At 72.0% G+C, this 22,440-nt stretch carries 21 protein-coding genes; 15 read left to right on the plus strand and 6 right to left on the minus strand.

Annotation, left to right across the window (positions count from 1 at the left end):
• Positions 1-353 precede the first annotated feature (353 nt).
• Both ABD343_RS25790 and ABD343_RS25795 read left to right on the plus strand, forming a co-directional pair.
• Positions 354-809 (plus strand): gamma-glutamylcyclotransferase family protein, encoded by a 456-nt coding sequence (locus ABD343_RS25790; protein ID WP_344531712.1) that lies wholly within the window; start codon positions 354-356, stop codon positions 807-809.
• Between the two features lie 68 nt (positions 810-877).
• The gene (locus tag ABD343_RS25795; protein ID WP_344531713.1) at positions 878-1,885 is read left to right on the plus strand and encodes an NAD-dependent epimerase/dehydratase family protein; all 1,008 of its coding nucleotides are present in this window, start codon (positions 878-880) and stop codon (positions 1,883-1,885) included.
• A gap of 183 nt (positions 1,886-2,068) precedes the next feature.
• Here ABD343_RS25795 and dusB read toward each other — a convergent pair whose 3' ends face one another.
• Together dusB and ABD343_RS25805 are read right to left on the minus strand one after the other, a co-directional pair.
• Positions 2,069-3,205, minus strand: a complete 1,137-nt coding sequence (dusB, locus tag ABD343_RS25800; protein ID WP_344531714.1) for a tRNA dihydrouridine synthase DusB — start codon at positions 3,203-3,205, stop codon at positions 2,069-2,071.
• Positions 3,206-3,420: 215 nt separating this feature from the next.
• Positions 3,421-3,954, minus strand: a complete 534-nt coding sequence (locus tag ABD343_RS25805) for a MarR family winged helix-turn-helix transcriptional regulator (RefSeq protein ID WP_344531715.1) — start codon at positions 3,952-3,954, stop codon at positions 3,421-3,423.
• A 146-nt stretch (positions 3,955-4,100) separates the two neighbouring features.
• On the opposite strand from ABD343_RS25805, the gene ABD343_RS25810 reads away from it, so the two are divergent.
• Positions 4,101-5,555, plus strand: a complete 1,455-nt coding sequence (locus ABD343_RS25810) for an MFS transporter (protein WP_344531716.1) — start codon at positions 4,101-4,103, stop codon at positions 5,553-5,555.
• Positions 5,556-5,845: 290 nt separating this feature from the next.
• Here ABD343_RS25810 and ABD343_RS25815 read toward each other — a convergent pair whose 3' ends face one another.
• Positions 5,846-6,850, minus strand: a complete 1,005-nt coding sequence (locus ABD343_RS25815) for a helix-turn-helix transcriptional regulator (RefSeq protein WP_344531717.1) — start codon at positions 6,848-6,850, stop codon at positions 5,846-5,848.
• Positions 6,851-7,148: 298 nt separating this feature from the next.
• On the opposite strand from ABD343_RS25815, the gene ABD343_RS25820 reads away from it, so the two are divergent.
• From ABD343_RS25820 to ABD343_RS25845, 6 genes are all read left to right on the plus strand, one after another.
• A complete protein-coding gene (locus tag ABD343_RS25820; RefSeq protein ID WP_344531718.1) occupies positions 7,149-8,516 on the plus strand; it encodes an MFS transporter in 1,368 nt (455 codons plus the stop codon).
• Positions 8,517-8,805: 289 nt separating this feature from the next.
• Positions 8,806-9,993, plus strand: a complete 1,188-nt coding sequence (locus ABD343_RS25825) for an MFS transporter (RefSeq protein WP_344531719.1) — start codon at positions 8,806-8,808, stop codon at positions 9,991-9,993.
• 135 nt (positions 9,994-10,128) lie between these two features.
• Positions 10,129-11,043, plus strand: coding sequence for a LysR family transcriptional regulator (locus ABD343_RS25830; protein ID WP_344531720.1), 915 nt, complete (start codon positions 10,129-10,131; stop codon positions 11,041-11,043).
• A 22-nt stretch (positions 11,044-11,065) separates the two neighbouring features.
• Positions 11,066-12,307, plus strand: coding sequence for a sensor histidine kinase (locus ABD343_RS25835; protein WP_344531721.1), 1,242 nt, complete (start codon positions 11,066-11,068; stop codon positions 12,305-12,307).
• Positions 12,304-13,020 carry a response regulator gene (locus tag ABD343_RS25840; RefSeq protein ID WP_344531722.1) on the plus strand — a complete coding sequence of 239 codons (717 nt, stop codon included), beginning with the start codon at positions 12,304-12,306 and terminating at the stop codon, positions 13,018-13,020. Before ABD343_RS25835 ends, ABD343_RS25840 begins: the two co-directional genes overlap by 4 nt.
• A 134-nt stretch (positions 13,021-13,154) precedes the next feature.
• Complete coding sequence (locus ABD343_RS25845; RefSeq protein WP_344531723.1) at positions 13,155-13,886, plus strand: SAM-dependent methyltransferase; 732 nt, start codon at positions 13,155-13,157, stop codon at positions 13,884-13,886.
• Between the two features lie 117 nt (positions 13,887-14,003).
• Here the strand turns inward: ABD343_RS25845 and ABD343_RS25850 are convergent, their stop codons facing one another.
• Positions 14,004-15,386 (minus strand): glycine--tRNA ligase, encoded by a 1,383-nt coding sequence (locus tag ABD343_RS25850; RefSeq protein ID WP_344531724.1) that lies wholly within the window; start codon positions 15,384-15,386, stop codon positions 14,004-14,006.
• Positions 15,387-15,552: 166 nt separating this feature from the next.
• Here ABD343_RS25850 and ABD343_RS25855 point away from each other — a divergent pair, with 166 nt between their 5' ends.
• From ABD343_RS25855 to ABD343_RS25870, 4 genes are all read left to right on the plus strand, one after another.
• Positions 15,553-16,563 carry a metal ABC transporter substrate-binding protein gene (locus ABD343_RS25855; RefSeq protein ID WP_344531725.1) on the plus strand — a complete coding sequence of 337 codons (1,011 nt, stop codon included), beginning with the start codon at positions 15,553-15,555 and terminating at the stop codon, positions 16,561-16,563.
• An 11-nt stretch (positions 16,564-16,574) separates the two neighbouring features.
• Positions 16,575-17,372 (plus strand): metal ABC transporter ATP-binding protein, encoded by a 798-nt coding sequence (locus ABD343_RS25860; RefSeq protein ID WP_344531726.1) that lies wholly within the window; start codon positions 16,575-16,577, stop codon positions 17,370-17,372.
• Complete coding sequence (locus ABD343_RS25865) at positions 17,369-18,277, plus strand: metal ABC transporter permease (protein ID WP_344531727.1); 909 nt, start codon at positions 17,369-17,371, stop codon at positions 18,275-18,277. Before ABD343_RS25860 ends, ABD343_RS25865 begins: the two co-directional genes overlap by 4 nt.
• Positions 18,278-18,368: 91 nt before the next feature.
• Entirely contained in the window at positions 18,369-18,785 is a 417-nt protein-coding gene (locus tag ABD343_RS25870; protein WP_344531728.1) for a Fur family transcriptional regulator, read from the plus strand.
• 135 nt (positions 18,786-18,920) lie between these two features.
• Here ABD343_RS25870 and ABD343_RS25875 read toward each other — a convergent pair whose 3' ends face one another.
• Entirely contained in the window at positions 18,921-19,766 is an 846-nt protein-coding gene (locus tag ABD343_RS25875) for a TetR/AcrR family transcriptional regulator (RefSeq protein ID WP_344531729.1), read from the minus strand.
• A gap of 124 nt (positions 19,767-19,890) precedes the next feature.
• On the opposite strand from ABD343_RS25875, the gene ABD343_RS25880 reads away from it, so the two are divergent.
• Both ABD343_RS25880 and ABD343_RS25885 read left to right on the plus strand, forming a co-directional pair.
• Complete coding sequence (locus ABD343_RS25880; RefSeq protein ID WP_344531730.1) at positions 19,891-20,832, plus strand: ATP-binding cassette domain-containing protein; 942 nt, start codon at positions 19,891-19,893, stop codon at positions 20,830-20,832.
• Positions 20,825-21,571, plus strand: a complete 747-nt coding sequence (locus ABD343_RS25885) for an ABC transporter permease (protein WP_344531731.1) — start codon at positions 20,825-20,827, stop codon at positions 21,569-21,571. The genes ABD343_RS25880 and ABD343_RS25885 overlap by 8 nt, the downstream gene beginning before the upstream one ends.
• Here ABD343_RS25885 and ABD343_RS25890 read toward each other — a convergent pair.
• Positions 21,568-22,431 carry an SDR family oxidoreductase gene (locus tag ABD343_RS25890; RefSeq protein ID WP_344531732.1) on the minus strand — a complete coding sequence of 288 codons (864 nt, stop codon included), beginning with the start codon at positions 22,429-22,431 and terminating at the stop codon, positions 21,568-21,570. The two genes, ABD343_RS25885 and ABD343_RS25890, sit on opposite strands and share 4 nt — an antisense overlap.
• Between the last annotated feature and the right edge of the window lie 9 nt (positions 22,432-22,440).

The following is a 22,440-nucleotide window of genomic DNA, read 5'->3' on the forward strand; positions in this document are numbered from 1 at the left end:
GCTTACTTGAGAGCGCCATCCATCTAGTGGAGCAATGGTCTCGGAGAGCGAGCACTGATATTCCTGATCTCACTCAGAGCACTATTCGTATTCAAGTAATGAATCTAGAGCCAGTAAAGTCGCGCCCCGCTCTTTGGAGATCTACAGCTCACAACTGAGCGCTCATCCGAGCGCGCCCCTTATCAAGGTGGCGCGAATCACGCGCCCGAGCGAGTGAACGTCTCACCATGCGGACAGTCGCCCATGGCCGTAACCACGCATTCACGACACGGCACCCCAGGGGGCGCGCAGTAGATTCGGCCTGCGAAGCGACAGTCCCTGTCCCCGCCCAACTCCTAGGTGGATTGCCCCTTATGACCAACCCCACGCTCCAGGTGCGGCTCGCCCGCCTCGCGCCCGGTGCCGACGTCCTGTTCGTCTACGGCACCCTGCGCTTCCCCCGGATCCTGACGGCCCTGCTCGGCAGGGTGCCGACCGGAACGCCCGCGGTCGTGTCGGGCTGGCGGGCCGCCGCGCTCAACGACAGGCCGTACCCGGGACTCGTCGAGGCGCCGGGCGGCAGAGCCTCCGGTCTGCTGCTGGCGGGGCTGACCGTCCGGGAGTGGCGCATACTCGACGACTTCGAGGACGACGAGTACGACCTGCGCAAACTGCCCCTGGACGGCCCCCAGCACGACGGGACGCCGGGCACCGGCTGGGCGTACACCTGGGAGAGCCCGGACGCGATACGCCCCGAGGACTGGGACGCCGACGCGTTCGCCTCCGGCCTGCTCGACGCGTACGCGGCACGCCTGGAGGCGGCGGACTGACCCGGCGGTGATTCCGCTGTGAGCGTGCGGCCGTTCCGCGGACGGCCCGCGACGGGCAGAGTCGGCGCATGAGACTTCTTGTGCTGGGCGGGACGGAGTTCGTGGGGCGGGCCGTCGTCGAGGCGGCGCTCGGACGCGGCTGGGAGGTGACGGTCTTCCACCGGGGCCGCCACGAACCGCCGCCGGGCGTCGGGGTTCTGCACGGGGACCGGACGGCCGAGGGCGGGCTGAAGGCGCTCTCCGGCCCGGACCTGGCGCCCTGGGACGCCGTGGTGGACACCTGGAGCGGCGCGCCCACCGCCGTACGCGACAGTGCCCGCCTGCTGGCCGACCGTGCGGGACGGTACGTCTATGTGTCGAGCGGTTCCGTCTACGCGTTCCCGGCAGCGCCCGGAAGGGGCGAGGACCGGCCCGTCGTGGAAGGCTCGCCGGACGACGGCGGCGACGTGGACTACGCACGCGCCAAACGGGGCGGCGAACTGGCCGCGACGGACGCCTTCGGAGAACGTGCCCTCCTGGTGCGCGCGGGGCTCATCCTCGGGCCCTGGGAGAACATCGGACGGCTGCCCTGGTGGCTCAACCGTGTCGCCCGCGGCGGCGAGATCCTGGCCCCCGGGCCGCCCGGACTGGAGCTCCAGTACATCGACGTCCGCGACCTCGCCGACTGGACGCTCGACGCGGCAGAGGCCGGACTGCACGGCCCGTACGGACTGGTCAGTCCGCCCGGACACACCACCATGCGGGAGCTGATGGAGACGATGGTCCGGGTCACCGGTGCGGACGCGGAACTGCGCTGGGCGGACCCGGACTTCCTCACGCGTGCCGGAGTCGAACCCTGGACCGAGCTGCCCGTATGGGTGCCGCCGGGCGGCGACCTGTACGACACGCTCCACCGCAGCGACGTGACGAAGGCACTCGCCGCCGGGCTGCGCTGCCGTCCGTTCGCGGAGACGGCGGCGGGGACGTGGGAGTGGCTGTGCTCGCTCGGCGGCGAGGCGCCGCTGCGGCCCGACCGGCCGCGGCACGGGCTCGCGCCGGAGCGCGAGGCGGAGCTGCTGCGCTCGCTCGCGGGGTGAGCGGCTGACCGCCGCCACGGCCCCCGGTGTCCTCCGGGCCCCGGGGTCTCCTCGGGACTGTGGTGACCTCCGGAGCCGTGGTGGCCTCTGGAGCAGCGGTGCTTACGGAGCCGTGGTGGCCTCCGGAGTCACGGAGCCGTGGTGGTCTCCGGAGTCGTTGCCCTACGGAGCCCGTGGTGGCGGTCAGCCGCCGGAGGTCTCCAGCTCGGCGTCGGGCGCGAGGGCGCCGCACTCGTAGGGATCGTCCAGCCAGCCCTCGGGGAGCACGACCTTGTTGCGGGAATGCGTCCTGCCCCGGGGGCCGTCGGCGCTTTCCGGCCACTCCTGGTCGAGGTCCAGCCCGTCCAGGAGGGTGCGCAGCTCCTCCAGCGAACCGGCGACGGCCAGCCGCTTGCGCGCCTCGGAGCCGACGGAGAAGCCCTTCGTGTACCAGGCGACGTGCTTACGGAAGTCGATGACGCCCCGCGCCTCGTCGTTCAGCCACTCCCCCAGCAGCCGCGCGTGCCGCACCATCACGTCGGCGACCTCGCGGAAGGTGGGACGGGCGAACTCCCGCGACCCGTCGGGCGACAGGGCCGCCACCAGATCGCCGAACAGCCAGGGCCGGCCGAGGCAGCCGCGCCCGACGACCACGCCGTCGCAGCCGGTCTCGCGCATCATCCTGACCGCGTCGTCGGCGGACCAGATGTCGCCGTTGCCCAGCACGGGAATCTCCGGGACCGCCTCCTTGAGGCGCGCGATGGCGTCCCAGTCGGCCGTCCCGCCGTAGTGCTGCGCGGCGGTGCGGCCGTGCAGGGCGATGGCCGTGACGCCCTCGTCCACGGCGATCCGGCCCGCGTCCAGATAGGTCAGATGGTCATCGTCGATGCCCTTGCGCATCTTCATGGTCACGGGCAGTCCGCCCGCGTTGCTCACGGCCTCGTGGAGGATGGCGCGCAGCAGCGGCCGCTTGTACGGCAGCGCGGAGCCGCCGCCCTTGCGGGTCACCTTGGGGACGGGGCAGCCGAAGTTGAGGTCGATGTGGTCGGCCAAGTCCTCGTCCGCGATCATGCGCGCGGCCTTGCCGACGGTCACCGGGTCCACGCCGTAGAGCTGGATGGAGCGCGGCTTCTCGGTCTCGTCGAAGTGGACGAGCTGCATCGTCTTCTCGTTGCGCTCGACCAGCGCCCGCGTGGTGATCATCTCGCTGACGAACAGGCCCTGCCCGCCGGAGAACTCCCTGCACAACGTCCGGAACGGCGCATTGGTGATCCCCGCCATGGGAGCCAGCACCACGGGCGGCTGAACGGCGTGCGGTCCGATGCGGAGCTGCTGGGTCATAGGGCGGGCGTCCTCCGGCGGTCAGGGGCAGACCCCCTATTGTCCCCCATACGGGCGGGTGCCCGACCAGCGTGTTTTCCGGCGGCCGGCTGTCGTGCCGGTCGGCGCTCCGGTCTTTCCGGGGCTCGCGCCGATCCGCTGCTGTGGCCCATGCTCATGCTGCCCTGCTCTGCCCTGGCCTGCCCTGGCCTCGTCCCGGAACGGGCTCACGGTGCTCACTCCTCGCCGTCGGGGCCGTCTTGAGAGTCCGCGCCGGTGAGGCGGGCGGCGGCCCGGCGCTGCCTCCTGGTCGCCTCGCTGATGAACCGGGCGACCAGCTCCAGCTCCTCGGTGCTGAACTCGGAGTGCAGCTCGTCGACCTCGTGCTTGAAGTCCTCGAACAGCACTCCCAGGTCGGCCTGCCCCTCCGGGATGACCTCGATGAGCACGCGCCGCTGGTCGCTGGGGTGCGGGACACGGCGGACGTACCCCTTCTTCGTGAGCCGGTCGACCAGGCCGGTGACCGAGGCGGGCGCCAGCCCTGAACGGTTCACCAGCTCCTTGGCGGTGAGCGCCCCGTCCCGGTCGAGCCAGTCCAGCGTCTTGGTCTCGATCGCGCTCAGCCCCCGCTTCTCGGCGAGCGCGCTGTGGAACATCACCGCGACCGAGCTCATCTCCCGCTCGGCCTGGATCAGCTCGCCTATCACCTTGGCCCGACGCCCCTCGCCCTCGCCCTCGCCGTCAGTGCCGTGCGCGTCCTCACTGTCCATGTCGCCACCTTAGCAAGGAATTTCGTTCGCCCGAACGAAGTACTTGCGTGAGGGAGGTTCCGCGTGCCAGCATTTATTTCGTTAGGACGAACGAAAGAATCTGCGGGCCTCCTCACTCGGGGCCCTCGACGAGACGGAGCCCTGAGATGCCCGCCCAGACCCTGCCCACGTCCCCGGTGTCCGCGCCGGACCCCGCTCCCCCGCCGCATCCGCGCCGCTGGGCGGCCGCGGTGGTGATGATGGTCGCCGCGCTGATGGACATGATCGACATCACGATCGTCAACGTGGCGCTGCCTTCCATAGGCCGCGATCTGCGCGCCCCGGAGAGCGCCCTCCAGTGGCTCATGTCGGCGTACATGCTGGGTTTCGCCGCGACGCTGATCGTCGCCGGACACCTGGGCGACCGGTACGGACGCAAGGCCCTGTTCCTGCTCGGCACCGGCGGCTTCGGGCTGGCGAGCCTGGCCTGCGGCATCGCCCAGTCGCCGGGCCAGCTCATAGCGGCGCGCGCGGTGCAGGGGGTCGCCGCCGCCCTGGTCCTGCCGCAGGTCCTCGGCTCGTTCCGCACCCTCTTCCAGGGCAAGGAGCGCGGCGCGGCCTTCGGGATGTACGGGGCGGTGGCGGGCTTCGCCTCCGCGGTGGGGATCCTGCTCGGCGGCGTGCTCACCGACGCGGACCTCTTCGGCTGGGGCTGGCGCTCCATATTCCTGATCAACGTTCCGGTGGCGGCGGCCACCCTGATCGCCGGTCTCCTGGTCGTCCCCGCCACACGGGAGAAGGGGACCCGGCACCCGGACGTGCTCGGGAGCCTGGCGCTGGCCGCGGGGCTGGTCGCCGTCGTGCTGCCGCTGGTGCAGGGGGACGGCTGGGGGTGGCCCGCCTGGGGCTGGCTGTGCATGGCGGCCGGGGTGCTCGTGATCGTGGGTGTCGCCGTCGTCGAGTCACGCCGCCGGGGACTGACCACGCCGCTGCTGCCCGCGCGGGCCTTCCGCAATCCGGCGTTCTCCGTGGGTGTGCTGGTGCAGATGCTGTTCGCCGTCGGCCTCCAGGGCTTCTTCCTGATCTTCGCCCTGTGGCTCCAGGCCGGCGAGGGTTACACCCCGCTCCAGGCCGGCCTGGTCACGGTCGCCTTCTCCGCCGGAGGCTTCCTGACCGCCCCCGCGGCCTCCGGCCTCGCGGTGCGCTTCGGGCGCTGGCTGCTCGTCGCGGGTGCGCTGATGATGACGGGCGGCTTCGGGTGGCTGTGGTCTGCGGCCGACGGTGCCTCCGCCGCGCACACCGGCGCCTGGCCGCTGGTCCCGGGGCTGGTGCTGGCGGGAGCAGGGCTGGGCTTCCTCGTCGTCCCGTTGGTGAACGTGGTGCTGTCCGCCGTGCCTGCCGACCTCGCCGGGGGCGCCTCCGGGATCTTCTCGACGGCCCAGCAGTTCGGCGGTGCGGTGGGGGTCGCGGTCATCGGCTCGGTCTTCTTCCGGCACACCGACGGCGGCATGACCGACGCGTTCGTGCACGCCGTGCCCTGGGCAGCGGGAGCAGCCGCCTGCTGCGCCCTGCTCTGTCTGTGGCTCCCGCGCACGGCCGTCGCCGAGGACGAGGCGCTGTGAGGAGAGGTTAGTGAGGGGGCGGGGGCACGATGGCTGCGGATCGGGGTCCGGGGGCCCTGAGCCCAGGGCCGGGTCCGGGGCCCGGGCCGGGGGCCGGGGGCCGGGCCGGGGCCTGAGGTCTGGGGTCGAAGTCGGCCCGGTCCGGGGCCCGGGCCGGGACCTGAGGTCTGGGGTCGAAGTCCAGGGCCCAGGGTTAGGTCTGGGCCGGGGCGGTGGTCCCGGGCCCAGAGCTGCGTCCAGGGGCCGGACCAGTCCGGCGGTCGAAACCGGGTGGCTCGCGGGACTCCTCGTCAGCCGCCGCTATCGGCCGCCGGCCTGTCCTCGAACCCGGCCACGGCCAGTGCCAGGGCCCCAAGTCCGGTTCCGGCTTCGGTCCGCGGGCCGACCTTGAGTTCACCGTCGACCGCGGCTTCGTCCCTGGTCACCAGGGCGTGCAGCCGCTCCACTCGCTCCTGGGACTGTTCGTCCACCGGGACGTACACGCCCATGCGGGCGCCCTCGACAGGGTTCAGCCAGAGGCCGTGATACGTGAAATGGAGCATGCCGACATGGGGGTTGAGGAACCGCTTGGACTTGTCGACGGCGCGGGCCACCTCGTGTCGCTGCCACACGTCGCGGAATTCGGGCCAGGCCTGGAGCCGCTTCAGCAGCGCCTTCCAGGCGGGCTCCGCGAGGTGCTCGGCCATCCGGGCGCGGAAGCGGGCGGCCATCAGGCGGACCGTCTCGTCCCGGTCGGGCATGCCCGCTCCCCAGTCGGGGTCGGTGAAGGCGAGCCACATGCAGTTGCGGTCGCTCGGGGGGTGGGCGTCGAGGTCGCCGAGGAGACGTCCGTAGACGCGGTTGTAGGCGAGGATGTCGTAGCGGGCGTTCTGGACGCAGGCCGGGAAGGGTTCGAGCTGCCTGAGCATCTTCCGGACTCCGGGCGGCAGGACGGTGGTGTCGTCCGTCGGCATCGGGTCGGCCGTTCCGGCCAGGGCGAAGAGGTGGGCGCGTTCGCTGGTGTCGAGCATCAGGGCCCGGGAGAGCGCGTCCAGGACCTGTGCCGAGACATGGATGTCACGCCCCTGTTCGAGCCAGGTGTACCAGGTGACGCCCACCGTCGAGAGATGCGCGACCTCTTCGCGCCGCAGCCCGGGGGTGCGGCGGCGGGGGCCGCGCGGGAGGCCGGCCTGCTCGGGGGTGATGCGTTCGCGGCGGCTGCGCAGGAAGGCCGCGAGCTCGCTCCGGCGGACCCGGTCGGCGGCGGGTGTCTCGGGCCGGGACTCGGGCGGGGACTCGGGGGCGCTGGCGCTCATGGACCCAGCTTGCGACATGAGGGGAGGCGTATGCCAGGTAGTGCTGGTACCAGGATAAAGAGCGTCTGGTACCAGGTTCGCGGGGCGATCACTGTCGGGTGTCGTGAGCGACAACGTCACCACCTCAGTCACAGTCACTACCGATGCCGACCGCCCCTCCCCGTCCTCTCCGACTCGGCCCGCCCCTCCGTCCCACCCGGGCTCTCCATCCCACCCGCCCTCCTCGTCCCGGCCCCCGGCGCGCGGTGCGGCCGACGGCAAGCCGGCGGCCGCGGCGGCGCTGAGCCCGCTCGGGCTGGTGACCGTGCTGCTCGGCGCGGCGCTGCCGATGGTGGACTTCTTCATCGTCAACGTCGCCTTTCCCAGCATCCAACGCGATCTGGACGCCTCCCCGGCCGCGCTCGAAATGGTCGTCGCCAGCTACGCGGTCGCATACGCGGCCCTGCTGGTCCTGGGCGGACGGCTCGGCGACTCCCATGGGCGCAGGCGGCTCTTCCTCTGGGGCGTCGCCGCCTTCGGGGTCACCTCGCTCGCGTGCGGGCTCGCGCCGAACGCGTGGTCGCTGATCCTGGCGCGGCTCACCCAGGGCGCCGCCTCCGCGATGATGCTCCCGCAGGTGCTCGCCACCATCCACGCGACCACCGAGGGTCGTCGGCGCAGCCGGGCCATCGCGCTGTACGGCTCGGTCGGCGGTATCTCCATGGTCCTGGGGCAGGTGCTGGGCGGGGTCCTCGTCGCCGCGGACCTGGGGGGCTCGGGCTGGCGTGCGATCTTCCTCGTGAACGTGCCCGTCGTACTGTTCGCTCTGCTGCTCGGTGTGCGGAGCGTGCCCGACAGCCGTTCGGACAGGCCCGCGCGGGGTGACATTCCGGGCACCGTGCTGCTGACGGCCGCGCTGGTCGCCCTTCTGCTGCCGCTCACCGAGGGGCGGGCCGCGGGATGGCCGCTGTGGTCTGTGGCCGCGCTGGTCGCGGCGCCCTTCCTGGGCTGGGCGTTCTTCGCGGTCGAGGCGCGGGCCGAGCGGTCGGGCGGCAGTCCGCTGCTGCCTCCGTCGTTGCTGCGCGAACCGGGTGTCCGGCGTGGCCTGTTGGCCGGGCTGCCGTTGTTTCTGGGGTTCAGCGCCTGGATGTTCGACATCGCTCTCGTTCTGCAACAGGGTCTGCGGTACGGGGCGCTGCAGGCCGGACTGACGCTGGTACCGCTGGGGATCGCGCAGTTCGCGTCGTCGGTCGCGGCGCCACGGATCACCGAGCGCCTCGGGACGGGCCGCGTGCTCGCTCTCAGTGCCGTCGTCCATTCCGCCGGTCTCGCCCTGGTCGGGCTCGCCGCGCTGGCCTGGTGGCCCGAGCTCTCCTGGGCCGGCCTCGCGCCCGGCTTCGTCCTGTGCGGCCTGGGGCAGGGGCTGCAGTTGCCCTCGTACTTCCGTCTGGTGCTCTCGGCCGTTCCCGCGTCCCACGCGGGCGCGGGCAGCGGGCTCGCCGCGACGACCCAGCAGTCCTGCCTGGCCCTCGGGGTGGCCGCGCTCGGTTCGCTCTTCCTGGCGCTGATCCCGGTGCTGGGCATGCGGGACGCGCTCCTCGTCGCACTGTCCGTGCAGGTCGCCGGGTTGGCCGGGCTCTTCGCGGTGGGGCTCCGTGTGCCGACGGACGTCACGTCCGAGGGGTGACGGGGAGGGGCGGCCCCTGTCCTGGACCGGACCGGACCGCACCGCCCGGCCGCCCCTCCCTCGCGTTCACGGTCCCGGCCGCCTGTACGAACCACGGATCGCGGATCGCGGATCGCGGATCGCGCATCTCGCATCTCGCATCTCGCATCTCGCATCTCGCATCTCGCATCTATACGGATCGCGTATAGGCGGCCCAGGCTGTGTATTTCTGCCCTCCCCCGCACCCGCATAGCGTCCCGGACGTGGCGCCACAGCTCGTTCACCACCACGTCTCACGCAAGGACCACCCGTGCGTCTCGTTCTTCTGCTGGCTCTCGGTACGTTCGCGCTCGGCCTCGACGCGTACGTCACCGCCGGGCTGCTGTCCGCCATGGCCGACGATCTCGGCACCTCGGTCTCCGCGACCGGCCAGACGGTGACCGCCTTCACGCTCGCCTACGCGCTCGTCTCTCCGCTGTGCGCCACCCTTCTGTCCGCCGCGCGGCAACGGACCGGGCTGCTGGTCTCCCTCGCGGTGTTCGCCCTCGCCAACGCGGGCAGCGCGCTCGCGCCCTCGTTCGCCGCGCTGCTGGTCACCCGTGCCGTGGCGGGCGTCGGCGCGGGGCTGTACCTCGCGCTGGCCGCCTCCTGCGCGACCACGCTTGTGAGCGCGGAGCGCAGAGGGCGGGCACTCGCCATGATCATGGGCGGGATGAGCAGCGGCACCGTGCTCGGCGTGCCCGTGGGGGTGCTGCTCGCGCGGCACGCGGGCTGGCGGGCCACGCTGTGCCTGGTGGCCGTTCTGGGCGTGCTGTCGCTCGCGGGGCTGGCCGTGCGGCTGCCGCGTCTCCTGGGCGACACGGCATCCTCGCCGTCCCTGCGCGACAGGCTGGCCGTGCTGGCCGACGGGCGGGTGGCGTCGGTCGTGACCGTCTCGTTCCTCGCCGCCGTCGGGAGCCTCGGGCTCTACACGTATCTCGCGCCCGTCATGGAGTCCCGCGAGATGGGCGGGGTGCACGGCATCACCCCGTACCTGTGGGCCTGGGGCGTCGGCGGAGTGCTGGGCAGCGTGCTGATCGGCCCGCTGGTGGACCGTTTCCGGCGTCCGTACGCGCTGGTCGTGGGCGTGATGGCCGTACTGTGCTGCGCCCTGGCCGCGTTCCGGGTCACCGCCTCCGTCACGCCGCTGCTCGCCCTCCTCCCCCTGGCCGTGTGGGGCGCGGCCGGATGGGCGCTCCAGGTGCCGCAGCAGCACGAGCTGACGACCGCGCGGGGAACGGGCGGCGGAACGGTCGCCGTCGCGCTCAATGAATCCGCGCTCTATCTGGGCAGCGCGGTGGGCTCGGGGCTGGGCGGCCTCGCGTTCGGGCTCGGCTGGGACGCGTCCGTGCTGCCGCTCTGCGCGGCGGGCTTCGCCCTCCTCGGCCTCCTCACGCAGCTCACCTGGGTGCGTACGGCCACGCGGCGGGCACGTCCTACGCTGGCCGCACAGGACTGAACCAGCGTGCCGGGCCGGGACGCGGGGACGCGACGGGGGCCGGGACCGGCCGGATCGGCCAGGCTGACCGGACTGGCCCGAGCGGCCAACGCGGCCGGAAGCCGGAAGCCGGTAGCCGTAGAGGGAGGAACGGGCGTGCTCGACCGGAACATCGGGCTGCGGCAGCTCCGCGCCTTCCTCACCCTCGCCGAGACGCTCAACTTCACACAGGCGGCGGCCGAACTGGGCACATCCCAGCCCACCCTCACCCGCACCGTCCACCGCCTGGAGGAAGAGCTGCGGGTCCGGCTCCTCGACCGTACGACGCGGCAGGTCGCGCTCAGCCCGGAGGGCGAACGGCTGCGGGGCGAGCTGCTCGTCCTGCTGCCGCGCCTGGAGGCGGCCCTCTCGCCCGCCGCCGGTCCCGCCCCGGTGCGGCTCGGCTTCACCTGGCTCCTGCCGGGCGACTGGCTGCACGAGGCCATCGGGCGTTTCGAGGAGGAGACGGGCGTCTCCGTGGAGCTGTCGCGCAAGGACGAGCTGCACGCCGGCGTGACACAGGGCGCCGTGGACGTGGCGCTGTTGCGCACCAAGGAGGTGCCGCGCGGCCTGCGCTCCCTGGAGCTGGGCAGGGAACGGCAGGTCGCCGCGGTGGCGCAGGGCTCGCCCCTCGCGGGACGCGCGTCCCTGGAGTGGACGGAGCTGGCCCGGCACGCCATCGTCGCCAACACGGTCAGCGGCACCGTGCGCGGCGACTGCTGGCCCGCCGCGCACCGCCCCGGAACGGTCGTGGAGTGCGGCAACTTCGACGAGTGGCTGGAGCTGATCGCGGCGGGCCGGGGCATCGGCGTCGGGCCGGCGCTGCTGCGCAGGCGGCGCCCGCACCCCGCCGTCACGTTCGTCCCGCTCACCGGCGTCGACCCGGTGCCGCTGCGGCTGGTGCGCCCCGTGCAGGGCGCGCATCCGTACGCGGACCGGCTGATGCGCCTCGCTCGGGTGGTTCTAGCCGAACATCGCTCCGCGCACATCCCCCCACGGTCGGTCATCCCGCAGGGCGAAGCGGAGCGCTGACCGCGTCGGTACCGTGAATCGCGTGGCTCACTCCCGTCGTTGGCGCGAGCTGGCCGTCCGTCCGCTGCGCCGAAGCGAGCTGCTGGGGCTGGACTGCCTGGCCGCCGCCGAACTACTCGTTCTGTATCTGTCCGTTCCCTTCTCCACCCCGCGCGCGGACGAAGTCCCGCTCCCCGTCCGGCTGCTGCTCGTGGCGGCGATGGCGCTGCCCCTCGCGGTCCGCCGTCTGTGGCCGGTGCCGGTGCTTGCCGTCGTGACGGTGGCCTCGTTCGCCGGTGCCGTGTCGGGCGTGGTCGCCGAGCCCCTGCTCGCGATCTCCTTCGCGCTGTATTCGGTGGCGGTCGTCTCCGGGCGCACCCGCTGGGTCCCCACCCGAGCGATAGCCGTCGCGAGCGTGCTCGTCCTGATCTCCACCTTCGTTCTCGGTCCCCGCATGGACCTGCGGCCCGCGGTCGTCCATGTCCTGGGCGTCGTCCTGGCGGGCGCGGCGTGGACGACGGGACGGGCCGTGCGCGAGCGCCAGGCGTACGTGGAGCGGTCGGCGCGGCAGCTCGCGGCGAGCGCCGTGACGGAGGAACGGCTGCGCATAGCCCGCGAGCTGCACGATGTGGTCGCCCACCACATCGGCGTGATCGCGGTGAAGGCGGGCGTGGCCAACCATGTGCTGGCCGCACGGCCGGAGGAGGCGGGCGAGGCGCTGACCGCCATAGAGGCGTCGAGCCGGACCGCGCTCGCGGAGATGCGGCAGATGCTGGGGGTGCTGCGGGCCACCGGCGCGGGCGAGGGCAGGGGAAGCCCAGGAGGAGAGCCCTCGGCCGCACTCGGCCCGGTGCCGGACCTGTCGGCGCTGCCGACCCTCATCGAGCACGCGGCCACGGCGGGAGTGACGGTCGAGCTGGCGGGCGGCCCGCACCATCAACTGCCCGAGGCTGTCAGCCTGTCGGCGTACCGGATCGTGCAGGAGGCAGTAACCAATGTGATGAAACACGCGGCGCCCGCGCGGTGCCGGGTCGATCTGGACACGGACGGAGAGGAGTTGCGGATCGACGTCACCGACGACGGTCCGGGCAGGCCCCGAGAGCCGCAGAAGGCGCTGGCAGGACGCGCCGTCCACGAGGAGGTGACAACCGGACACGGGCTCGTGGGGATGCGGGAGCGGGTCGCCCTGCACGGGGGCGAGTTCGAGGCGGGGCCGGGAGAGAGCGGCGGATTCGCCGTCCGCGCGCGGATACCCTTCACGTCCCGGACGAGGGGGCACCCATGACAGACACGACCAGCGCGACACCGGCCGAAGCGGGCGGCACGGAGGGGACGATCCGTGTGCTCATCGCCGACGACCAGGCGTTGCTGCGCGGGAGTTTCCGGGTGCTGATCGAGGCGGAGCCCGGCCTCACGGTCGTCGGTGAGGCGGGCACCGGGGCGGCGGCCGTGGAGCAGGTGCGGCGGCACCGGCCCGACGTGGTCCTCATGGACATCCGGATGCCCGAGATGGACGGCATCGAGGCCACGCGGGCGCTGCGCGGGACCGGCGTGCGGGTGGTGATGCTGACGATGTTCGGGCTGGACGAGTACGTGTTCGCGGCGCTGCGCGCGGGGGCGAGCGGGTTCCTGCTCAAGGACATCCCCCCGGCCGAACTCCTCCACGCGATCAGGGTGGTGGCGGCCGGTGAGAGCCTGCTCTCGCCGTCGGTGACCAGTCGGCTGATCGCCGAGTTCTGCACGCAGCCCGAGCAGGCGCCGCGTGTGCCCGCCACGCTGACGTCGCTGAGCCGGCGGGAGCGCGAGATCCTGCTGCTCGTCGCCCGCGGCCTGACCAACGCCGACATCGCCCAGAAGCTCCGGGTGAGTCCGGCGACGGTGAAGTCGCACATCTCGCATCTGTTCAACAAGCTCGACGTCCGCGACCGCGTCCAGTTGGTCATCCTCGGATACGAGTGCGGGCTGATCCGGCCCGGAGTGGGCTCCGGCACGGTCTGACGACGCGGACACGGGCACAGTCACGGGTACGCCCCGCCCCTCCCGCGCCATCCCCTCCCGTCTCGTCCCCTCCCGTGCCGTGCCGTGCGGAAAAGATGAGGCGGGTGGGAGGTGCGGTCTGCGACGCTGCCCGGATGGACAGACAGAAGCGCTCTCTCCTCGCCCACACCGACCACCCCATCGCGGCCCCGCTCGACGACGACTCCGTGACCCGGCTCCTCCAGCACGCCGTGCGGCGTGGGGACGAGCGGTTGCTCGACCTGGGATGCGGTGAGGCGGCCTGGCTGCTGCGGGCCCTCGCCGAGCACCCCGGGGTGTCGGCGGAGGGTGTGGACATCTCGGAGGCGGCGCTGGAGCGGGCCCGTGCGCTGGCCGGGCAGGCGGGGGTCGGGGACCGGCTGACGCTGCACCGTACGGAGGGGGACGGGTTCGCGTCGCCGCATCCGTTCGACGTCGTGCTGAGCGTCGGTGCCACCCATGCCTTCGGCGGGCTGCTCGGCACGCTCGAAGCGGCGCGCGCTCATCTGGCGCCCGGCGGGACGGTGCTGGTCGGCGATGCGTACTGGCTGGAGGAACCGAGCACGGAGGCACGGGAGTTGCTCGGCGAGTACGACGATCTGGCGGCGACCGTGGACAAGGTCGTGGCCGAGGGCTGGGTGCCGGTGTACGCGCACCTCAGCACCCGGCACGAGCTGGACGACTACGAGTGGTGCTGGACCGGTTCGCTGTCGCGCTGGGCCCTGGACCACCCCGAGGACCCTGACGCGCCGCAGGCACTGGAGGCCGCGCGGCAGCACAGGGACGAGTGGCTGCGCGGGTACCGCGACAGCTTCGGCTTCGTGTGTCTGGTGCTGCGCCGGGACTGACCCTCAGCGGCAAGGGAGAAGGGCCGGCGGAACCAGGTTCCGCCGGCCCTTCTCCCTTGCCGTTCCGCCGAGCCACAGAGCCACAGAGTCGCGGCCCAGCAGCCCGTCAGCGGGCTGTCAGCAGCCGATCAGGCGGCTCGCGAGGTAGCCCTCGATCTGGTCCAGCGAGACACGCTCCTGCTTCATGGTGTCGCGCTCACGCACCGTGACGGCGTTGTCGTCGAGGGTGTCGAAGTCGACGGTGACACAGAACGGCGTGCCGATCTCGTCCTGGCGGCGGTAGCGGCGGCCGATGGCGCCCGCGTCGTCGAACTCGATGTTCCAGTGCTTGCGCAGCGTGTCCGCGAGGCCACGGGCCTTCGGCGACAGCTTCTCGTTGCGCGAGAGCGGGAGCACGGCGACCTTGACCGGCGCGAGGCGCGGGTCGAGGCGCATGACCGTGCGCTTCTCCATCTTGCCCTTGGCGTTGGGCGCCTCGTCCTCGACGTAGGCGTCGAGCATGAAGGCGAGCATCGCGCGGTTCACGCCGGCCGCGGGCTCGATGACGTACGGGAACCAGCGCTCGCCGGCCTCCTGGTCGAAGTACGACAGGTCCTGGCCGGACGCCTTCGAGTGGGCGGAGAGGTCGAAGTCCGTGCGGTTGGCGATGCCCTCCAGCTCACCGAACTCGCTGCCGCCGAACTGGAAGCGGTACTCGATGTCGGCGGTGCGCTTGGAGTAGTGGGAGAGCTTCTCCTTCGGGTGCTCGTACCACCGGATGTTCTCCTCGCGGATGCCCAGGTCGCGGTACCAGGCCCAGCGCTGCTCCATCCAGTACTGCTGCCACTCCTCGTCCTCGCCCGGCTTGACGAAGAACTCCATCTCCATCTGCTCGAACTCGCGGGTGCGGAAGATGAAGTTGCCCGGCGTGATCTCGTTCCGGAACGACTTGCCCATCTGGGCGATGCCGAACGGGGGCTTCTTGCGCGAGGTCTGCTGCACCTGCGCGAAGTTGGTGAAGATGCCCTGGGCCGTCTCGGGGCGCAGGTACGTGACCGAGCCGGAGTCCTGGGTGGGGCCGAGGTGCGTGGAGAGCAGGCCGGAGAACTGCTTGGGCTCGGTGAAGCCGCCCTTGTTGCCGCAGTGCGGGCAGTTGATGTCCGCCAGGCCGTTCTCGGGCTCGCGGCCGTGCTTCGCCTCGTACGCCTCGATCAGGTGGTCGGCGCGGAACCGCTTGTGGCACGAGGTGCACTCGGTGAGCGGATCGGTGAAGGTGGAGACATGACCGGACGCCTCCCAGACCTCGGGGGCCAGAATCACCGACGAGTCGATTCCGACGACGTCGTCGCGCGAGGTGACCATGGCGCGCCACCACTGGCGCTTGATGTTCTCCTTGAGCTCCACACCGAGCGGCCCGTAGTCCCAGGCGGCCCGCTGACCGCCGTAGATCTCACTGCACGGGTAGACGAAGCCACGGCGCTTGCTCAGGCTGACGATTGTGTCGATCTTGTCGGCGGCCACGGTGCTCTCTTCATTAACGACGACGGAATACCTCAGATTACTGGGACCGGAGGGGGGCGGATCAAATCGGTTCCGGATACGTGGGGGTTCGGGGTTCGGGGCCGCTGTTCACGGAGCGCAAAGCTTTAGTTGACAATCGTTTCCATCTAGGGTGAAAATGAGTGTCATGAACACCCACCTGCGCCCTCGTCGGCTGATACGCACCGCTGCCGCCGCCACCGTTCTCGGCGTCGGCTCGCTCTCCCTGGCCGCCTGCGGGAGCGACGCGGCCGACGACGGCAAGGTGCACGTCTCCGCCTCGTTCTATCCGATGCAGTTCCTCGCCCAGCAGATTGGCGGGGATCATGTGAGCGTCGACAACCTCACCAAGCCCGGCGTCGAGCCGCACGACCTGGAGCTGAGCCCGAAGCAGACCGGCAAGCTCAGCGAGGCGGACGTGATCGTCTATCTCAAGGGGCTCCAGCCCGCCGTCGACGAGGCCGTCAAGCAGTCCGAGGTCGAGAACGTCGCGGAGGCCACCTCCTTCACCTCCCTCGAAAAGCACGGGACGGACGTGCACGGCGAGGAGGGCCACGGCCACGACCACGAGGAAGAGGGCCACGGGGACGAAGGCCATGGCGAGGAGGGACACGAAGGGCACGATCACGGGGACGACGCCGCCGGTGACCCGCACATCTGGCTGGACCCGGTGCGTTACGCGGAGGTCGCCGAGGGTGTCGGGAAGACGCTCCAGAAGGCCGACCCCGACCACAAGGCCGAGTACAAGAAGAACACCACCGCGCTCGTGAAGCGGCTGCACAGCCTCGACAAGGACTTCAAGAACGGGCTCAAGAAGAAGAAGTCCGACACCTTCATCACCACGCACGCCGCCTTCGGCTACCTCGCCGAGCGCTACGGGCTGCACGAGGAGGCCGTCTCCGGCATCGATCCCGAGTCCGAGCCCAGCGCGGCCCGGATGAAGAACCTCCACGAGATCGCCAAGGAGGACGACGTCGACACCGTCTTCTTCGAGGACACCGCCAGCGACAAGACCGCCAAGACGCTCGCGAAGGACCTGCGGCTGAAGACCGCCGTCCTCAGCCCCCTGGAGAGCCTCAAGGACCCCAAGGAGCAGGACTACTTCTCAGTGATGCACCAGAACCTGACCGCTCTCCAGATCGCGCTGCGCGCGCAGTGAGGAAGGCCCCCATGGGTTCGCCCCAGGACTCGGACCCCGCCATAGCGGCGGATCCCGCCATAGCCCTGCGCGACGCGCACGCCGTGCTCGGCGCGCGCGAGGTGCTGCGCGGCGTCGATCTGACCGTGCGGCGCGGCGAGACCGTCGCGCTGCTCGGCGCCAACGGTTCCGGCAAGTCGACCACCATCCGGGCCGTGCTGGGCCAGGTGCCGCTGACGGACGGCACGCTGGAGCTGTTCGGCACGCCCTTCCGGCGCTTCCGCGACTGGAAGCGGCTCGGCTATGTGCCGCAGCGTTCGACGGCCGCCGCCGGTGTGCCCGCGACCGTGCGCGAGGTCGTCTCCTCCGGGCGGCTCGCGCGCCGTAAGCTCCGGCCGCTGGGCAGCGCGGACAAGGACGCGGTCGAACGGTCGCTGGAGCTGGTCGGCATGGCGGACCGCGCCAAGGACCCGGTCGACGCGCTCTCCGGCGGCCAGCACCAGCGCGTGCTGATCGCCCGCGCGCTGGCCGGTGAGCCCGAGCTCCTGATCATGGACGAGCCGCTGGCGGGCGTGGACCTCGCGAGCCAGCAGGTGCTGGCGCGCACGCTGCGCGAGCAGGTGGGCAAGGGCAGCTCCGTTCTGCTCGTCCTGCACGAGCTGGGGCCGCTCGCGCCGCTGATCGACCGGGCCGTGGTCCTCAGGGACGGCCGGGTCGAACGCGTGGAGAACCCGGACCAGTTGCACGACCTGGCCTGCCACCCGCACGGCGACGAGCCCGCGCCGGGCGCCGAGACCGCGCCCAAGATCGAGACGGGGTCCCTCACATGATCGAGATGCTCGACTACCCGTTCATGCAGCGGGCGCTGCTCGCCGCGCTGCTGGTGGGCATCGCGGCCCCCGCCGTGGGGATCTACCTCGTCCAGCGCCGCCAGGCGATCATGGGCGACGGCATCGGCCATGTCGCGCTGACCGGCGTCGCGCTGGGCTTCCTGCTGAGCACGAACCCGGTGTGGATGGCGGTGCTCGTCTCCTCGCTGGGCGCGATCGTGATGGAGCTGATCCGCTGGTACGGGAAGGCGCGCGGCGATCTCGCGCTCGCGATGCTCTTCTACGGGGGCATGGCGGGCGGCGTCATGATCATCAACCTCTCGCCGAACGGCTCCAATGCCAACCTGACCACGTATCTCTTCGGTTCGATCACGACCGTGGGCGACTCGGACATCGTCGCGATCGTCTGCCTGTCCGTGTTCGTGCTGGCGGTCTCGCTGGGGCTGCGGCGGCAGCTCTTCGCGATCTGCCAGGACGAGGAGTTCGCGCGGGTGACCGGGCTGCCGGTGCGGGTGCTGAACCTGCTGCTCGCGGTGACGGCGGCGGTCACCGTGACCGTCGCGATGCGCGTGGTCGGGCTGCTGCTGGTCAGCGCGCTGATGGTGATCCCGGTGGCGGCGGCACAGCAGGCCACGCGCGGCTTCGCCGCGACGCTGGGCCTCTCGGTGGTCTTCGGGGTGCTGGTGACGCTGTCCGGCACGACGCTCTCGTACGAGGCCGACGTCCCGCCGGGTGCCAGCATCGTCGTGCTCGCCATCGCGCTGTTCGCCGTCGTGACGGCGCTCGCGACTCCCTTGGCGCGGCGGAGGGCGAGGTCTGTCGCGAGGGGGGAGGAAGAGGGCACCCTGGAGGGCGGAGAGGGGACGGTTGGCGTGGAGGCCACCCGTCGCACCACCAGGGTGTAATGACCGCTCCGGGGGAGCGCCTGGCACAATGGCCCGACGCAGTGCGTGAGAACGCGACGCCCACGGAGCCGACGAACGAAGGAGCCAGCGCGTGACCACCGCAGGTCCCCCTGTACGCGGCCGGTCGACCCGGCAGCGCGCCGCCGTCTCGGCGGCTCTCGCCGAGGTCGAGGAGTTCCGCAGCGCGCAGGAACTGCATGACATGCTCAAGCATCGCGGCGACTCGGTCGGACTGACCACGGTCTACCGCACCCTTCAGGCCCTCGCCGACGCGGGCGAGGTGGACGTCCTGCGTACCGACGAGGGCGAGGCCGTCTACCGGCGCTGCCACAGCGACGACCACCACCATCACCTCGTCTGCCGCGCGTGCGGCAAGGCCGTCGAGGTCGAGGGCCCGGCGGTCGAGAAGTGGGCCGAGTCGATCGCGGCCGAGCACGGATTCGTCAACGTGGGGCACACGATCGAGATCTTCGGTACGTGCGGAGAGTGCGCCGCCGCCGGAAAGTGACCCCACCCTCCTGAGGCCTCCCCGGAACCGGGGAGGCCTCAGGTATCAGCGGGCACGCGCGGGCGTCAGCGGGCATCAGCGATCCTCCGCAGGCATCAGCGGGCATCCGCAGGCATCCGCAGGCATCCGCAGACGTCAGGACGACGCTCCGGGCCCCTCCCCCTCCGCCTCCCTCTCGCCCCGCCTCGCCATGTGCAGTTCCACGCCGTCGAGGATCCGGGCCAGGCCGAACTCGAAGGCGGTGCCCTCCTCCTCGACCTCGGCGCCGTCCTGGCCGCCCAGCTCGCCGCTCTCCAGCAGCGCCGTGATCGCCGGGAAGCGCTCGCGGTCCGTGAGCTTGTCCAGCAGCGTCCAGTACCGCCGTTCGACGTTCTCCCACGTGCCCCCGTCCGCGCTGGCCGCCGCCTGGATGTCCGTACTGAGCGAGACCTGCTGGCGCACGTAGCCGCCGAGCAGGGTGAGGACGCCGAGCTGCTCCTCCGCCGAGAGGCCCGTACCGGCCAGGTAGGAGAGGGCCAGCTCCATCCACTCGACGCTGTGCGGCGACAGCGGCGGTGTGCTGATCGGGATACGCATGATCCAGGGGTGCTGCTCGTAGACGGCGCGGATGCCCTGCGACCAGAACTCCAGTCCCGCGCGCCAGCCGTCCTCGACGGGCGGGCCCGGCGAGGGTGAGGCGACCGCCGCGTCCTCCATGAGGATCAGCAGGTCGTCCTTGCTCGCGACGTAGCGGTAGAGCGCCATCGTCGAGACGCCGACGCCCTTGGCGACGCGGCCCATCGAGACCGCGCCGAGCCCCTCCGCGTCCGCGACGGCGATCGCGGCCTCGACGATCCGCGGGACGTCCAGCCCGCGCGCGGGCCCCCGCGGCGCCCGGACGCGCAGCCCCCAGGCAGTCTCGACGCCCGCCGGGAGCCCGGTCTCCCCCGCCGTGTCCTCCGCGGCCCCTGCGGCCTCCGCGCCCTCCTCGTGTTCCGCCATCGCCGCCCTCCGCTCTCGTGCCGTTCCCTCTCGACATGTGTATAGCATACGCAGTAGCGTGTATGGCATACACAGATTCGTGTACGGTCTACGCAGTAGCAGCGACGACGAAGGGGGAGGGGCCATGGACCCCACGCCGACGGGGAGTTGGGCCGTCGAGGCGCTCGGCCTGGAGAAGAGCTACGGGGACGTGCGGGTGCTCGCGGGGCTCGATCTGCGCGTGCGGCGCGGCAGCGTCTTCGCCCTGCTCGGGCCGAACGGCGCGGGCAAGACGACGACCGTCCGCGTCCTCACCACGCTCACCCGCGCCGACGCGGGCCGGGCACGGGTCGCGGGGCACGATGTGGTGGAGGACCGCTCCCGCGTGCGCCGCGCGATCAGCCTCACGGGGCAGTACGCGGCGCTCGACGAGGAGCAGACCGGCGAGGAGAACCTGCGGATGATGGGGCGGCTGCGCGGCCTCCCCCGGCGCCGGGCCGCCCGGCGCGCGGCCGAGCTGCTGGAGCGCTTCTCCCTCACCGACGCGGGCGGGCGCCGCGTGTCCACGTACTCGGGCGGGATGCGCCGTCGGCTGGACATCGCCGCCGGGCTCACCGGCGAGCCCGAGGTGGTCTTCCTGGACGAGCCGACGACGGGTCTGGACCCGCGCAGCCGCCGCACGATGTGGGAGGTCGTGGGCACCCTGGCGCGGTCCGGCGTGACGGTATTCCTCACCACGCAGTACCTGGAGGAGGCCGATCAGCTCGCCGACCGCGTCATGCTCCTGGACAGGGGCCGGGCCATCGCCGAGGGCACGCCCGACGAGCTGAAGAAGCGGGTCGCGGCGCAGCGGCTCGACCTGACGATGACCGACCGCCACGCCTACGACGCGATGGCGGCCCGGCTCGACGGCGCCGCGGTGCATCTCGCGCCCGAGGAGCTGCTGATCGGCGTCGCGACCGACGGCACCGCGCCGCACGTGCGCACCCTCCTCGACGAACTGGACCCCAGCCGGGTGGAGATCTCCCGCTTCGCCGTGCACGGCGCCACCCTCGACGACGTCTTCCTGGAGCTGACCCATGAGTGACTACGCCGTGATGGCGGGCCGCAGTGTGCGGCTGAGCAGGCGCAACCTGGACGCGGTCATCACCTCGCTGGTGCTGCCCGTGCTGCTGATGCTGGTCTTCGTCTATTTCTTCGGCGGCGCGATCGAGACGAGCACCGGGAAGTACGTGACGTACGTGGCGCCCGGCGTCCTCGTCCTCTGCGCGGGCTACGGCGCCTCGATGACGGCGACCAGCGTCACCAACGACATGACGAACGGCATCATCGACCGATTCCGCTCCATGGACACCGGGGGAACGGCCGTGCTGGCGGGCCATGTGACCGCGAGCGCCGTGCGCAACGCGGTGGCGACCGCCGCCGTGCTCGCCGTCGCCTTCGCGATCGGCTTCCGGCCGCACGCGGACGCGCTCGAATGGCTCGCGGCCCTGGGCATCCTGCTGCTCTACATCGTCACGCTGTCCTGGCTGGCGGCCGTGGCGGGCCTGCTGGCCAGGACACCGGAGGCGGCGGGCGGGTTCACCTTCTTCGTCCTGTTCCTGCCCTACCCCAGCAGCGCGTTCGTGCCGATCGACACCATGCCGAGCTGGCTGCACGGCTTCTCGGAGCACCAGCCCGTCACGCCCGTCATCGAGTCGATACGCGCCCTGCTCCTCGACCAGTCCGCGGGCAGCAGCCCGTGGCAGGCGCTCGCCTGGTGCGCGGGGCTGCTGGCGGTGACTGTGCCGCTGTGCGCGGTGCTGTTCCGCAGGAGGACGGGCTAGGAGTCGGCCCATGCGTCCTCCAGCAGGGCGGAGAACGGGATGGGCTCCCGGCCCGTCAGTCCGGCCAGCGTCGGATCGGCGGCGGCGAACTCCCCGTCCCGCGCCGCCGCGAAGATGCTCAGCATCATGTCGGCGGCCAGGGCGGGGACGCCGCGCGCCAGGGCCTGCTCGCGGAAGGCGTCGTCGGCGACGACGGTGCGGACGAACGGCCGTCCGGTGGCCCGCGCCGCTATCCCGGCGACGGCGTCGAAGTCGAGCGCGGCCGGGCCGGTGAGCGGCGGGGTGGGCCCCTCGAAGCGGCCCTCGTCGGCGAGGATCGCCGCGGTGGCCTCGGCCAGATCGTCGTGACCGGTCCAGGCGACCGGGCCGTCGGCGGGGAGGGCGATGTCGCCGGTGCGGCGGGCGGGCTCCAGGAACCGCAGGGCACTGGTGGCATAGAACCCGTTGCGCAGGGCGGTCCAGGGCAGGCCGGTGGCGCGCAGCAGGTCCTCGGTCGCGGCGTGGTCGCGGCACGCCTGGAAGCGGGAGTCATGGGCGGCGCCCATCTGACTGGTGTAGAGCACGCGGCCGGCGCCCGCCTTCACGGCGGCGTCGATCGCGGCGCGGTGGCCGGTGACGCACTCCTCGCCGAGGCGGTCGAGGGAGACGAGGAGCACCTGCGCGGCGCCCTCGAAGGCGTGCACGAGCGAGGCGGGGTCGTCGAAGCTGCCCTGCCGGACGCGGACGCCCCGGGCGGCGAGGTCCTGCGCCCCGCGGGGGTCGCGGACGCTGACGCCGACGCGCTCGGCGGGGACGCGCTCCAGGAGGCGCTCGACGGTGCGGCGGCCGAGCTGTCCGGTGGCTCCGGTCACGATGATCACGGTGTTCTC

It is taken from the genome of Streptomyces albiaxialis (assembly GCF_039530985.1).
GTDB lineage: Bacteria > Actinomycetota > Actinomycetes > Streptomycetales > Streptomycetaceae > Streptomyces > Streptomyces albiaxialis.

Excerpts from the sequence above, each read along its gene's own strand:
- ABD343_RS25875 (WP_344531729.1), bottom strand. The coding sequence starts at position 19,766 with ATGGCGGAACACGAGGAGGGCGCGGAGGCCGCAGGGGCCGCGGAGGAC.
- ABD343_RS25795 (WP_344531713.1), top strand. The coding sequence starts at position 878 with ATGAGACTTCTTGTGCTGGGCGGGACGGAGTTCGTGGGGCGGGCCGTC.
- ABD343_RS25810 (WP_344531716.1), top strand. The coding sequence starts at position 4,101 with ATGCCCGCCCAGACCCTGCCCACGTCCCCGGTGTCCGCGCCGGACCCC.
- dusB (WP_344531714.1), bottom strand. The coding sequence starts at position 3,205 with ATGACCCAGCAGCTCCGCATCGGACCGCACGCCGTTCAGCCGCCCGTG.
- ABD343_RS25805 (WP_344531715.1), bottom strand. The coding sequence starts at position 3,954 with ATGGACAGTGAGGACGCGCACGGCACTGACGGCGAGGGCGAGGGCGAG.
- ABD343_RS25855 (WP_344531725.1), top strand. The coding sequence starts at position 15,553 with ATGAACACCCACCTGCGCCCTCGTCGGCTGATACGCACCGCTGCCGCC.
- ABD343_RS25845 (WP_344531723.1), top strand. The coding sequence starts at position 13,155 with ATGGACAGACAGAAGCGCTCTCTCCTCGCCCACACCGACCACCCCATC.
- ABD343_RS25790 (WP_344531712.1), top strand. The coding sequence starts at position 354 with ATGACCAACCCCACGCTCCAGGTGCGGCTCGCCCGCCTCGCGCCCGGT.
- ABD343_RS25840 (WP_344531722.1), top strand. The coding sequence starts at position 12,304 with ATGACAGACACGACCAGCGCGACACCGGCCGAAGCGGGCGGCACGGAG.
- ABD343_RS25885 (WP_344531731.1), top strand. The coding sequence starts at position 20,825 with ATGAGTGACTACGCCGTGATGGCGGGCCGCAGTGTGCGGCTGAGCAGG.
- ABD343_RS25865 (WP_344531727.1), top strand. The coding sequence starts at position 17,369 with ATGATCGAGATGCTCGACTACCCGTTCATGCAGCGGGCGCTGCTCGCC.
- ABD343_RS25815 (WP_344531717.1), bottom strand. The coding sequence starts at position 6,850 with ATGAGCGCCAGCGCCCCCGAGTCCCCGCCCGAGTCCCGGCCCGAGACA.
- ABD343_RS25860 (WP_344531726.1), top strand. The coding sequence starts at position 16,575 with ATGGGTTCGCCCCAGGACTCGGACCCCGCCATAGCGGCGGATCCCGCC.
- ABD343_RS25880 (WP_344531730.1), top strand. The coding sequence starts at position 19,891 with ATGGACCCCACGCCGACGGGGAGTTGGGCCGTCGAGGCGCTCGGCCTG.